The organism is Streptomyces sp. IMTB 2501, assembly GCF_001953885.1.
In the GTDB taxonomy this organism is placed as follows: Bacteria; Actinomycetota; Actinomycetes; order Streptomycetales; family Streptomycetaceae; genus Streptomyces.
In genome coordinates, this window is the sequence record NZ_MQUS01000007.1 from 22,168 (window position 1) to 34,543 (window position 12,376).

A 12,376-nucleotide genomic window follows, 5' to 3' on the forward strand; every position below is an offset into this window, starting at 1 on the left:
AAGACGGTGTTCGACAGTGAGAGCCGTGGGGCCACCGTCTGATACAGCAGGCCACTACCATGCGATGCGTGACAGCGGAAGGCGAGTCGGTTCTCGAACTGCTGCCCCTGGTGTTCGCCGACCCGGGCGCGGCCCGGTCGCGCGCGGAACAGGTGCTGCGGACCGGGCCGCAGCCGCTGCCCGCCAGCGTCGCCCACCAGGTACTGGGCATCTGGCAGCGGGACTTCGGCGACCTGCGGATCGCGCTGCGGCATCTGCGCCGCGCACGGGACCTGGCCGCGCGCGCCGAGTCGGCCGACCGCGAGGCGGATGTGCTCGCGACGCTCGGGGTCGCACTGGTGCACGCGGGGCGCACGCGGCAGGGGCTCACCTCGTTCGAGCGGGGAGTCGCGCGCGGTACCGGACACACCCGGGCCCGGGTGCTGTACCGGCGGGCGTACGTGTGGTGGGTGCTGGGCCGGCACCGGGAGGCGCTGGAGGACGTACGTCGGGCGCTGCCCGTGCTGCGGCAGGTCGGGGACGACATCTGGACCGCGCGGGCGCTGACCCTGCGGGCCACCGTCCATCTGGCGCTGGGCGCGGTGGACCGGGCGGTGGCGGACTTCACGGCGGCGGAGCGGCTGTGGGACACCACGGGCCAGGAGCACGACAAGGCGGACGCGGTGGAGAGCCGGGGCCTCGCCGCGTTCCGCTCCGGGGACATCCCGGCGGCGCTACGGCTGCTGGACGAGGCCGAGGAGCGGTACGGCAAACTCGGCACGCCCACCTACATGCTGTCGATCCGCCGCTGCGAGGTGCTGATGGCGGCCGGGCTGGCCCCGGAGGCACTCGCCGAGGCGGACGCGACGATCGCGCTGCTGGACCGGATCGGCGGGCAGTCGACCCGCAAGGCCGAGCTGCTGCTGGCGGCCGCGCGAGCCGCCCGCTCGGCCGGGGACGCGCACACCGCGATAGCCCGCGCCGCCGTCGCCGTACGGCTGTTCGCCGCACAGCGGCGGACGTGGTGGGAGACGCACGCCCGGCTGGTGCTGATCGAGGCGCGGGTGACGGCCGGGCGCCGCTCGGGACGGCTGGTCGCGGACGCGGCGGCGGTCGCCGGGAAGCTGGCCTCCTTCGGCTCGCCCGCCGCACCGGAGGCCTCGCTGCTCGCGGGACGCATCGCGCTGTCGCTGGGCTGGACGGCCGACGCGGAACGGCACCTGGCGGTGGCCGCGCGCAGCCGGCACGGCGGGCCGCCGCCGGCCCGGGTGACCGGCTGGGCGGCGCAGGCGCTCCGGGCGCGGGCGGCCGGGTCCCGGCGGGGCGTGCTGGAGGCCTGCCGGTGCGGACTGGACGTGCTGGACGACCACCGGATGACGCTCGGCGCCTCGGAACTGCGGGCCCACACCACCGCACAGGGCGCCGAACTGGCCGCGCTGGCCCAGGAGGTGAGCCTCGCCCACGGCACCCCGCGGCGGCTGCTGGAGTGGAGCGAGCGCTGGCGGGCGACCGTGCTGTCCGCGCCGCCCACCCGGCCGCCCGCCGACCCGGCGCTGCTGAGCGGCCTGACCGCCTACCGGGAGATCGCGGCCCGCGCCGAGGAGGCGCGGATGGAGGGCCGCCCGGTGCCCGCGCTGGATCGCGAACAGCGGCGGCTGGAGCGGGAGATCCGCTCCCGCACCCACCACATCCGCGGGGCCGCCCCGTACGAGGGCGACCGCTTCGACGCGGCCCGGCTGCTGGACCGCCTCGGTGAGGCACGTCTGGTCGAACTCGCGGTCGTCGACGGACGCGTGCACGTCCTGCTGTGCGGCCAGGGCCGGGTGCGGCGTTTCACCGGCGGCCCGCTGGCCGAGGCGGTCGCCGAGGCCGAGTACGTGCAGGCCGGGCTGCGCCGGCTCGCCCACCCCGGCGCCGAGGCCCGGCTGCCGCTGGTGGAGGCAGCGGGCCTGCGGCTGCAGGAGCTGCTCCTGGGCGGCGCGGCGGCCCACCTGGGCTCCGGCCCGGTGGTGATCGTGCCGCCGGGGGCGCTGCACCGGGTGCCGTGGGCGCTGCTGCCCGCGCTGCGGGACCGGGTGCTCAGCGTGTCGCCGTCGGCGGGCAGCTGGCTGCGCGCCCGCGAGACCGAGCCGCCGCCGGGCGGGCGGCAACTGCTGGTCCGCGGCCCCGGCCTCGCCACCGGCGGCGCGGAAGTACCCGAACTGGCTGACCGCTACGGCACGGCGACGGTCCTGGAGGGCGACGAGGCGCAGGTCCCGCGCGTCCTGGAACACCTCGACGGCGCGGCCCTCGCCCACCTCGCGGCCCACGGCACGTTCCGTGCGGACAGCCCCCTCTTCTCGGCCCTGCGCATGGCCGACGGCCCACTGATCGTCCACGACTTCGAACGGCTCACCCGCAGCCCGTACCGGATCATCCTCTCCAGCTGCGACACGGCCCGCCTCGCCTCCGTCGGCGCCGACGAACTCCTCGGCCTGGTCACCGCGTTGCTGCCGCTCGGCACGGCGGGAGTGGTGGCGAGCAGCGCCCCGGTCAACGACGCGGCCGTGGTCCCCCTGATGCTCGCCCTCCACAAGGGCCTCGACACGGGCCTCTCCCTGGCCGAGTCCCTCCGCGACGCCCGCGCCACCCTGCCCGAGGACCCGGTCCACCAGGCAACGGGGTGGGCGTTCGCGGCGTTCGGGGCGGCGTGACGCTAGGCCGACTCGCACTCCGGCAACTCCACCAGCCAGGGCAACGCTCCCCGGTCCCCTGTCCCCAACCGGCTGTACGCGCTGTACAGATGATTCCCCACCGTCCGCACGGACAAGGTCAACCGCTCGGCGATCTCCCGGTTGCTGAGCCCCGCCGCAGCGAGCGTCACGATCTGCCGCTGCCGCGCCGTCAGTTCACCGAGCACAAGCCCCGCCAACGCCGGTGTGCGCGCGCCCTGGCACCGACGGGCGAGCGCAACCGCCCGGGTACGCGAGACCCTCGCCGCCCGCGGGTCCCGATGCACCCGCACAGCCTGCGCCCGCGCCTCCGCCGCGAACAGCGAGAACCCGCGCTCCTCCAGATCCTCGGCCACCCGGTCCAGTCCGGCCCCGTCTCCCCGCGCCAGCGCGTCCGCGTGCCGCGCGAGGACACTGCCGGCAGGCAGCCGCCCGGCGGCCCGTTCGGGTTCACCGAGGCGTACGGCGTTGTACGGGTCGTACGCATCGCCACCGCCCGCCTCCCCCAACTCGCCGTCAGCCGAACGGAGTTCGGTAAGGCATGCCGCGTCCCCCGGCGCACCCCGCAACCCCTCCCGAGCCCAAGCGGCAGCGTCCCGTACCTCACCCCGCAGCCGCGCGAACCGGGCGCGTACGGCCGCGTACCCGGCAGGCAGCAGGGCGCTCTCCGCGACCAGCCACTCCCCCACGGGCGTCGGCAGCGCCCGGACATCGAGGTGCTCGATCCTCCGTACCAGCAGCCGCTCTTCGGCCTCCAGAGCCGGGCCGTACGCGGCAGGAGCACCGGACGCCAGCCGACGGGCCCGCAGCCGCCCGGCCGTGGCCCGCAGGGCCGCCCCGTGCAGGGGAACGGCGAGAGTGACGGCGTCACCCTGGTCGTCGACACGGATCAGACCGTCCGTCTCCAGGCGCTCCAGAACGGCCAAGTCGAAGTGATCCACGGGCAGGGGCAGCGGCTCGGCGAACGCGAGGCGCTCGAGAATGTCCCGCTCACCGGGGTGGGCGCGTTCCAGCACGGGCGCAACCCGCTCCCGTACGGCCGCGGTGACCGGCAGTGCTCCCCGCCAGGCCCGCTCCCTCGTGCCGGGAACGGAAGTCAGCCGTCCGGCCTGGCCGAGCGCGGCGACCAGGTCACGCAGCAGCCGCAGATCGCCCTGGCACATCCGGTGCAGTCGGCGCACGGTGAGCGGTTCCAGCCCGGCGGCGGCGAGCAACAGGGCGGTGTCCTCGCAGGGCAGGGGTTCGAGGGCCAGCCGGGGCAGCAGCTCCCCGGTCCACAGCCGGGACACGGCGGCGGGCGCGGGCGCGCCGTCCACGGCGGCGACGACGAGCCGGGTACGGCCGTGTACGGCGAGCTGGTGGACGACGGCGGCCGATGCCTCGTCCAGCAGATGGGCGTCGTCCACGACGAGGAGCCGGACGCCGGACAGGATCCGCACCGCGCGGTGCGGCGAGACGGAGTCGGGCAGCAGGTGGGCGAAGGCCGCGAGGGGCAGGTTCCGGGCCTCGGGCGTGCCGGTCACCAGGGTGTGCTCCGTGTCCCGGACCGCCTCGGTGATCAACCGGGTCTTGCCGTGGCCGGCCGGTGCGGTCACCACGATGCCGGGACGGCCGACGGCCGACGCCCCGCGCACCAGCTCCAGTTCGGCGTCCCGGCCGGTGAACGGCCAGGGCAGCTCCAGCGTCTTCGCGTCCTGTTCGTCAGTGCTCACATGATGCAGAGGGCTTGTACTCAGGTTTGATACAGGGCGACTTGAGTAGCCCCCGACTCAGGCGCCGGCAGCGGAGTGCGGGCAGGCTGGCCGCATGACCCGACGCCTCTGTTCGCTCCCGCGGCAGCCGGCCCCGTGCTTCGCACCGGGGCTGACCGCCGAGCGGCTGGGCGCGCTGCTCGCCGGGCGGCGGATGTGGGTCAACGGCACGGTGTTGCACTACGCCTTCTTCGACGACGTCCACGACGGCTCCGCCGCCTCGGTGATCCCGGTTCCCGGGACCGGGGAGCTGCGCCGGATGCCGTGGGCGGGCGGCCAGGAGCAGCGGGCCGTGGTGCGCGACGCCTTTCGCGAATGGCAGGGGCTCGGCATCGGTGTCACGTTCGCCGAGGTCGGCGACCGGCGCGAGGCGGAGCTGCGGATCGGGTTCCAGGCCGGCGGCGGTTCCTGGTCGGCGGTGGGCCGGGAGGCGCTGTCGGTCGGCCGGAGCGAGCGCACCATGAATCTGGGCTGGGATATGACCGGGCCCGGGGAGCGCGGAGCGGTCCTGCATCAGATCGGGCACGCGCTCGGCATGGTGCACGAGCACCAGAGCCCTCATGCCGGGCTGCACTGGGACGACGAGGCCGTGTACGCCGAGCTGGCGGGCCCGCCGAACTTCTGGAGCCGGGAGACGACGTACACGAACGTCCTGCGCACGCTGGACGCAGGCGAGGCGAGCGGCTCGGTGTGGGACCCGCAGTCGGTGATGACGTTCCCGTTCGGGCCGGGACTGGTGCTGGAGCCGGAGCAGTACCGCGGGGGGCTGGATCCGTCGGACGGGCCGTCGCCGGCCGACAAGGAGTTCGTGCTGCGCTGGTATCCGCCCGCCGACCCCTCCGGGCCGGCCGCGCTGGTGCCGTTCCGGTCGGCGCCGCTCGGCCTCGGGCCGGGCGAACAGGCCGACTTCACCGTCGAGCCGCCGGAGACCCGCGACTACACCGTGGGCACCTTCGGTGACGCCGACACCGTGCTCGTGGTCTTCGAGGAGCGCGACGGGGTGCCGCGCTTCCTCGCGGGCCACGACGACGGCGGCGCCCCGGACAACGCCGCCGTCCGCGTCCGGCTCGTCAAGGGCCGGCGCTATGTCGTCCGCGTCCGGCTGTACTCGACGTGGGGATCGGGAGAGACAGCCGTCATGTGCTGGTGACGGCACACGGACGACACCGGCCACAGTCCGGCACCGGGGGAAGCGGCCGCGGACGTCACCTGCGGGGGAGGTGACGTCCGCGGCCACACTTACGTCCCAGGGCGTCGAAGCACCGGCCGCTTCACGACGCCGCCCGTTCGGGCGAGCCGGTGGAGGCCGTGTCCGGGTGGGCGAGGCCGAGGTGGTCGCGCAGGGTCGTGCCCTCGTAGTCGGTGCGGAACACGCCCTGTTCCTGGAGCAGGGGTACGACCTTGTCGGCGAAGGGGTCGAGGCCGCCGGGCGTGATGTGCGGGACGAGGATGAAGCCGTCGGAGGCGTCCGCCTGCACGAAGTCGTTGATGGTCTGCGCGACCGTTGCCGGGGCGCCGACGAAGGTCTGCCGGTTGCCGGTGTTGATGACCAGATCTCGGATGGACCACTTGTTGGCCTCGGCGAGCTGTCGCCACTCACGGGCGATGGCGATCGGGTCCCGGTACATGCGCACCTGGGCGCGGCCCCGGGAGATGTGGTCCTCGCCGACCACCGGGTCGACGTCGGGCAGCGGGCCCTCCGGGTCGTACGCCGACAGGTCCCGGTTCCAGACGAACTCCAGGTGCTTGATGGCGGTGGCACCGCTGACCTGCTGGCGGCGGACCTCGCGGGCGAGTTCGGCGGCCTCCTGGTCGGTGTCGCCGAGGACGAACGTCGCGGCGGGCAGGATGAGCAACTGGTCATGGCGGCGGCCGTACTTGGCGAGCCGGCCCTTGACGTCCGTGTAGAAGGCCTGGCCCTCCTTCAGCGTCGAGTACCGGCTGAAGATCGCGTCGGCGCCGGAGGCTGCGAACTCGCGGCCCTCGTCGGAGTCGCCCGCCTGGAAGATCACCGGACGGCCCTGCGGGGAGCGCGGGACGTTGAACCGGCCGTGGATGTCGAAGTGCTGTCCGTGATGGACGAAGGCGCCTGCCTGGGCGTCCCGAAGGAAGGTGCCGCCGGCCTGGTCGGCCAGGATCTCGTCGCCGCGCCAGGAGTCGAAGAGTTCATGCGCGGTGGCGAGGAACTCCTTGGCGCGGGAGTAGCGCTCCTCCTGCGGCAGGAAGCCGCCGCGCCGGAAGTTCTCGCCGGTGAAGGCGTCCCAGGAGGTGACGACGTTCCACGCGGAGCGGCCGCCGGAGAGGTGGTCGAGGCTCGCGAACTGGCGGGCCACCTCGTACGGCTCGTTGAACGTGGAGTTGATGGTGCCGGTCAGGCCGAGCCGGTCGGTGACGGCAGCCAGCGCGGCGAGCACGGTGAAGGTGTCGGGGCGGCCGACGACGTCCAGGTCGTAGATCTTGCCGCCCTGTTCGCGCAGCCTGAGCCCCTCGGCGAGGAACAGGAAGTCGAACTTGGCGCGTTCGGCGGTCCGTGCGAAGTGCGCGAAGGAGCTGAACTCGATGTGGCTGCCGGCGGCCGGGTCACTCCACACGGTGGTGTTGTTGACGCCGGGGAAGTGCGCGGCCAGGTGGATCTGCTTCAGCGGCTTGCTCATGGGGTGCGGTCGTCCTCTCCGGCTGCTCAGGCGACGGATGCGGCGTAGCGGTTGGCGGGGCGGGCGAGGCCGAGCAGGCCGCGCAGGGTGTCGGCCTCGTAGGCGTCGCGGAAGCGGCCTCGGCGCTGGAGTTCGGGCACCAGGTCGCGGCTGATGCGGGGCAGGTCGTGACCGGCGACGGCGGGCCGCAGCCGGAATCCGGTCAGCCCGCTCTCCAGCAACTCCTCCAGCAGATCGGCGAGTTGGGCTGCCGTGCCGGTGAAGATCCGGGCGTCGCTGGTGTACGGCTCACCGGCGAGTGTGTCCAGGCGGTCGCGGCGCGCCTCCGCCTGCGCCGGACTGTCGTCGAGGAAGACGACGAGGTCACCGAAGACATGCAGGGTGTCCCCGGCCCGGCCTGCCGACCGCTGCCCGGCGCGGATCTCGGCGACGATCGCGCGGGCCTGGTCCCCGTCGTGCGGGGTGACGTAGCCGATGTCGGCCTTGTGGGCCACGAGCCGGTACCCGGCCGACTGGTGGGCGAGGGCGGTGACCAGCGGCTGGCCCTGGGGCGGCCGGGGCGTGATCGAGGGGCCCTTGACGCTGAAGTGGCGGCCCTCGAAGTCGATGTAGTGCAGCTTGTCCCGGTCGATGAAGCGGCCCGTCGCGGTATCCCGGATCTCGGTGTCGTCCTCCCAGCTGTCCCAGAGCCGGCGCACCACTTCCGCGTAGTCGGCGGCCTCGTCGAACAGTTCGGTGATCACGTCCTGGGCGGCCGGGCTGTCGTAGGCCTCGATCCGGGGGATGGTATGGCGGCCGAAGTGGGCGGCCTCGTTCGGGCGGCCGCTGACCTGCACGCGCAGGCCGGCGCGGCCGGTGCTGACGTAGTCGAGGGTGGCGATCGCCTTGGAGATGTGGAACGGCTCGGTGTGTGTGGACACCACGGTCGGCACCAGGCCGATGTGCCGGGTGAGGGGGGCGACACGGGAGGCGATGAGGACCGCGTCGAGCCGGCCGCGTACCTGGTCGGTGCGCTCGTCCGGGTCGAGGAAGTGGGAGGACTGCGGGCCGAGGCCGTCTTCGAGGGTGACGAAGTCGATGAGGCCGCGCTCGGCCTCGGCGACCAGGTCGGCCCAGTAGCCGGCGGTGAACAGGTCCCGGGGGCGGGCGACCGGCTCGCGCCAGGAGGCGGGGTGCCAGCCGGTGCCGTCCAGTGCGACGGCAAGGTGCAGAAGAGAAGCGGGAGTTGAGGACACGTCCGTGCCTTCCTTGATGTCCGTACGAGAACACCGGCTCGCCGCGGCGGGCGTCGGCGAGGGCGAGCGCGGCAGGAGGAGGCCCGGGCCTTCGGCCCGGGAGATACGTCAGTGGCGACAGAGCGCGGCGGACACGCGCTGGAGATCTATGTGCGGCCGGGAGTGCAGGCGGACGGAGCGGTAGGGGTGCGGGGCGCACAGCGGGAGCACTCGTATCACGACCGTCACCTCCGTCCGTCGGCCTGGGCGGTCCGTCTCGGCCGCCTGGCGGATCTCGTCATACATCGCAACCGGATCCCGTCATGAGTCACAACGCACGGCCGGCGTCGGTTGTTCCCGACCATGCGCCTGTTCCGCGGACTTGTTCGTTCCCGCGCAGGCGCCCGTTCCGGCGGACCCGTCCGCTCCCGCGCTGCGGACCCGCACGATCCGGTTGCGGCGACGCAGGGTGAACCCGATCGACTCGTAGAGCCGGATCGCGCGCGTGTTGTCGGCAGCCGCGTGCAGGAACGGGGTGTCCCCGCGCTCCCGGATGCCCCACGCGACCGCGCGCACCAGCCGGGTGGCCAGCCCCCGGCCCCGGTGGTCGGGGTCGGTGCAGACCGCGCTGATCTCGGTCCAGCCGGGCAGCCGCAGACGCTCCCCGGCCATGGCGATCAGCCGCCCCTGGTGCCGGATGCCGAGGTAGGTGCCCATCTCGACGGTCCGTTCCAGGAACGGTCCGGGCCGGGTGCGGGCGACGAGGCCGAGGATCTCGGGGACGTCGGCGGGCCCGAGCCGCACCGTTTCCGGAGCCGGTTGCGCGCGCAGCGCGACATCCACCAACTGCACGCCTTCTCCGCCGCCTTCGAGCCGCCAGCCGTCGGGCACCCGGTCGACGGGCTTGATCCGTACGGTGGTTCCGGGGCCGACGAGGGCCCGCAGGTCGTGCCAGGCGGCCGGGTCCGCCGGGTCGGCGAGCGCGGCGAAGGCGTAGACGCCTTCCTGGTAGCGGGCGGCGCGGCCCAGGCGCTCGGCCAGGTGGACCTGCGGGCCGGTCAGGGCGGCCCAGACGGCGTTGTCGAGCGCACGGGTGCCGGATTCGGCTCCGTCTTTGCGGAGGTCGGTCTGGAGGGACACGGAGGCGGAGCCTCCCTCTCGGCTCGGTTCGGTTCAGTTCGGTTCGGTTCGGTTCGGTTGGGGTGGAGGGTGGGTCAGGAGTTGTCCAGGGGCAGGCCGGGCGGGTTGACCTCGGACTTGGCGACGGCCTCGTTGGAGAGGTTGTATGCCGTCAGCAGCTCGGCGTACTGACCGTGCTCGATCAGGTAGTTGACGGCGTCGGCGAGCGGCTTGGCGAGACCGCTGTCCTTCTTCGCGGTCGCCGCGATCAGGCCCTGGAGGGTCACGCCCGCGCCGGATACCTTGCCCGCGTTCCGTGTCGCGTCGGCCGTGTTCGCGACCTGGGTGACGTGGTAGGCGATGCCGGGGTTGGGGCCGAAGTAGGCGTCGATCTTGCCGCTGGCCAGCGCGAGATAGGTGCTGTTGTGGTCCGGGTAGTACTTGATGGTGACCTTCTTGCCCTGCTCGGCCAGCTTGGCCTTCCACTTCAGGAGGATCTTCTCCTGGTTGGTGCCGGAGCCGACGGAGACGGTCCTGCCCGCGAGGTTCTCGTAGTCTCCGCCGAAGTTCCAGGTGCTCTTCTTCGGCACCTCGAAGGCGAGGTTGTCCTGACGGTAGGAGGCGAACGCGTACTTCTTCTTGCGCTCCTCGGTGTCGGTGACGTTGGAGAAGGCCACGTCGACCTTGCCGCTGTCGATGCCGACGAAGAGGTTCTCCCAGGTGAAGTTCCTCAGCTCGGGCTTGAGGCCGAAGACGGCGGCGACCAGGCGCCCGAGGTCGGGTTCGGAGCCGGTGAGGGTCTTCTGGTCGCCGCCCACGTACGCCAGCGGCGGGAACCCGGCCGGCAGGGCACCCTCGCCGATGACCAGCTTGCCGCTTCTGCGGAGGGAGGCGGGCAGTTCGGCGCTGATGGACTTCACCTCGGACACCTTGATGGTGGTCTGCCGGGCGGCCCCGTTGGAGACCTGCCCGATGACGACCTCGCCGGACTTGGCTCCGTCGGTGGTGGTGGCCGCATCGCTGTCGCCACCGCAGGCGGCGAGCCCGGTGGCCAGGGTGGCGACGGCGGTCGCCGCGGTGATGCCGCGTATCAGGCTGCGTCGGGAGAGCTGGCTGCGCATGGCTGTCCTTGTCGTTCGGTGAGGGTGATGGTGGCCGGGGAGGGATGTCAGAGGACCTTGGCCAGGAAGTCCCGGGTGCGCTCGTGCCGGGGCCGGTCCAGGACCTCCTGGGGCGGGCCCTGTTCGACGATCCGGCCGCCGTCGAGGAAGACGATCCGGTCGGCGACCTCGCGGGCGAAGCCGATCTCGTGGGTGACGATGACCAGGGTGGTGCCGCTGGTGGTGAGGTCCTGGATGACGGCCAGCACCTCACCGACCAGTTCCGGGTCGAGCGCGGAGGTCGGCTCGTCGAAGAGGATGATGCCGGGGCGCAGTGCGAGGGCGCGGGCGATGGCAACGCGCTGCTGCTGTCCGCCGGACAGCTGGCGCGGATAGGCGTCGGTACGGTCACCCAGGCCGACCCGGGTGAGCAGTTCGCGGGCCAGCTCCAGCGCCTCGGGCCTGCTCAGCTTCCCGGTCGCGACGGGCGCGGCGGCGACGTTGTCGAGGACTGTCAGGTGCGGGAAGAGGTTGAAGTTCTGGAAGACGAAGCCGATACGGCTGCGCTGGACGAGGATGGCACGCTCGCTCAGCTCCTTCAGCCGGCCGCCGCTGCCGCGTTTGACGCCGATCGGCTCGCCGCCGACGCTGACGTGGCCGGCGTCGGGTTTCTCCAGGTGGTTGACGACCCGCAGCAGGGTGGACTTGCCGGAGCCGGAGGGGCCGATGACGACGGTGACCTCGCCGGGGCGCACGGTCAGGTCGATGCCGTCCAGCACACGATGGGTGCCGTACCACTTGTGGACGTCGTGGACCTCCAGCGCGGCCGGGGCCGGTGTGCCGGTGGCGGTCATACGGCGGCCTCCCTGCGCAGCCGGGCCCGGAACTCGGCAAGGCCCGCGCGTGCCTTCTGCAGCGGGGTCGGCGGCAGGGTGCGGGTGGCGCCCCGCGCGAAGTACCGCTCGACGTAGTACTGGACGACGGACACGGCGCTGGTGAGGATCAGGTACCAGACGGTGGCGACCAGCAGCAGCGGCACGATGTCGCCGGGGTAGGTGCTGCCCATGGTCTGCACGGAGCCGAACAGGTCCAGCAGCGAGACGTAGAACACCAGCGAGGTGCTCTTGATCAGGCCGATGAGCTGGTTGACATAGTTCGGAGTGATGGACCGCAGAGCCTGCGGGAGGACGATCCGGGTGAACTGGTAGCGCCTGGGCAGGCCGAGAGCGGCCGCCGCCTCGTGCTGGCCCTGGTCGACGGAGAGGATGCCGCCGCGTACGACCTCCGCCGCGTACGCCGCCTCGTTGAGGCTGAGCCCGACCACGGCGACCGTCATGTCGGTGGCGAGGCGCGACTCGTCGAAGGTGACGAAGGCCGGCCCGAAGGGAATGCCGAGGCTCAGAGTCTTGTACAGGGCCGAGAAGTTGTAGAGGAAGATCAGGACGACGATCAGCGGCACCGAGCGGAACAGCCAGGTGTAGGTCCAGCTCACGGCGCGCAGGACCGGGCTGCCCGACTGGCGGCCGAGGGCCAGCAGGATGCCGCCGAGCAGGCCCAGCACGGCGCTGAGCGCGGCGACTTCGAGGGTGACGAGGAGCCCGTCGAGGACGGTGGGCCGCAGGAACCAGTAGCGGAAGCGGTCCCATTGGTAGAACGGGTTCGTGGCCAGTCCGTGCAGGATCTGCGCGACGAGCACGAGGACGACGGCGGTGGCGATCCACCGGCCGGGGCGGCGCAGTGGCTGAACGCGCTGGGCTTTGAGAGGTTTTGACGGTGAGTCGGTGGGGGGCGCCTCGGCGAGGGATACGGCGGCGCCTGGGGGTTCACTCATGACGGGCTCCGGCGGAG

10 protein-coding genes are annotated in these 12,376 nt (G+C 72.9%); 2 read left to right on the top strand and 8 right to left on the bottom strand.

Annotation, left to right across the window (positions count from 1 at the left end; all coding sequences use genetic code 11):
• Positions 1–59 precede the first annotated feature (59 nt).
• Positions 60–2,672, top strand: a complete 2,613-nt coding sequence (locus tag AV521_RS13960) for a CHAT domain-containing protein (RefSeq protein WP_107480911.1) — start codon at positions 60–62, stop codon at positions 2,670–2,672.
• Positions 2,673–2,674: 2 nt separating this feature from the next.
• Here the strand turns inward: AV521_RS13960 and AV521_RS13965 are convergent, their stop codons facing one another.
• Positions 2,675–4,402, bottom strand: coding sequence for a helix-turn-helix transcriptional regulator (locus tag AV521_RS13965; RefSeq protein WP_076088111.1), 1,728 nt, complete (start codon positions 4,400–4,402; stop codon positions 2,675–2,677).
• Positions 4,403–4,496: 94 nt separating this feature from the next.
• Between AV521_RS13965 and AV521_RS13970 the strand changes: the two genes are divergently transcribed.
• Positions 4,497–5,591 carry a M12 family metallopeptidase gene (locus AV521_RS13970; RefSeq protein WP_076088113.1) on the top strand — a complete coding sequence of 365 codons (1,095 nt, stop codon included), beginning with the start codon at positions 4,497–4,499 and terminating at the stop codon, positions 5,589–5,591.
• Between the two features lie 121 nt (positions 5,592–5,712).
• On the opposite strand, the gene AV521_RS13975 is transcribed toward AV521_RS13970, so the two are convergent.
• The 7 genes from AV521_RS13975 to AV521_RS14000 all read right to left on the bottom strand — a co-directional run bounded on the left by AV521_RS13975 (position 5,713) and on the right by AV521_RS14000 (position 12,359).
• On the bottom strand, positions 5,713–7,095 hold the full coding sequence (locus tag AV521_RS13975; RefSeq protein ID WP_076088115.1) for an NtaA/DmoA family FMN-dependent monooxygenase: 1,383 nt from the start codon (positions 7,093–7,095) through the stop codon (positions 5,713–5,715).
• A 26-nt stretch (positions 7,096–7,121) separates the two neighbouring features.
• A complete protein-coding gene (locus AV521_RS13980) occupies positions 7,122–8,330 on the bottom strand; it encodes an LLM class flavin-dependent oxidoreductase (protein WP_076088117.1) in 1,209 nt (402 codons plus the stop codon).
• A gap of 108 nt (positions 8,331–8,438) precedes the next feature.
• Positions 8,439–8,615: a putative leader peptide gene (locus tag AV521_RS52660; RefSeq protein ID WP_371917035.1), complete on the bottom strand. Its 177-nt coding sequence runs from the start codon at positions 8,613–8,615 to the stop codon at positions 8,439–8,441.
• 15 nt (positions 8,616–8,630) lie between these two features.
• Positions 8,631–9,449 (bottom strand): GNAT family N-acetyltransferase, encoded by an 819-nt coding sequence (locus AV521_RS13985; protein WP_076088118.1) that lies wholly within the window; start codon positions 9,447–9,449, stop codon positions 8,631–8,633.
• A gap of 74 nt (positions 9,450–9,523) precedes the next feature.
• A complete protein-coding gene (locus tag AV521_RS13990; protein WP_076088120.1) occupies positions 9,524–10,549 on the bottom strand; it encodes a transporter substrate-binding domain-containing protein in 1,026 nt (341 codons plus the stop codon).
• 47 nt (positions 10,550–10,596) lie between these two features.
• Positions 10,597–11,382, bottom strand: coding sequence for an amino acid ABC transporter ATP-binding protein (locus AV521_RS13995; RefSeq protein ID WP_076088121.1), 786 nt, complete (start codon positions 11,380–11,382; stop codon positions 10,597–10,599).
• A complete protein-coding gene (locus AV521_RS14000; protein ID WP_076088123.1) occupies positions 11,379–12,359 on the bottom strand; it encodes an amino acid ABC transporter permease in 981 nt (326 codons plus the stop codon). Before AV521_RS14000 ends, AV521_RS13995 begins: the two co-directional genes overlap by 4 nt.
• Positions 12,360–12,376: the final 17 nt, after the last annotated feature.

Bases quoted from the DNA above. Each gene is read 5' to 3' on its own strand.
- AV521_RS13960 (WP_107480911.1), top strand. From the start codon at position 60: ATGCGATGCGTGACAGCGGAAGGCGAGTCGGTTCTCGAACTGCTGCCC.
- AV521_RS13970 (WP_076088113.1), top strand. From the start codon at position 4,497: ATGACCCGACGCCTCTGTTCGCTCCCGCGGCAGCCGGCCCCGTGCTTC.
- AV521_RS13975 (WP_076088115.1), bottom strand. From the start codon at position 7,095: ATGAGCAAGCCGCTGAAGCAGATCCACCTGGCCGCGCACTTCCCCGGC.
- AV521_RS52660 (WP_371917035.1), bottom strand. From the start codon at position 8,615: ATGTATGACGAGATCCGCCAGGCGGCCGAGACGGACCGCCCAGGCCGA.
- AV521_RS13990 (WP_076088120.1), bottom strand. From the start codon at position 10,549: ATGCGCAGCCAGCTCTCCCGACGCAGCCTGATACGCGGCATCACCGCG.
- AV521_RS13995 (WP_076088121.1), bottom strand. From the start codon at position 11,382: ATGACCGCCACCGGCACACCGGCCCCGGCCGCGCTGGAGGTCCACGAC.
- AV521_RS14000 (WP_076088123.1), bottom strand. From the start codon at position 12,359: ATGAGTGAACCCCCAGGCGCCGCCGTATCCCTCGCCGAGGCGCCCCCC.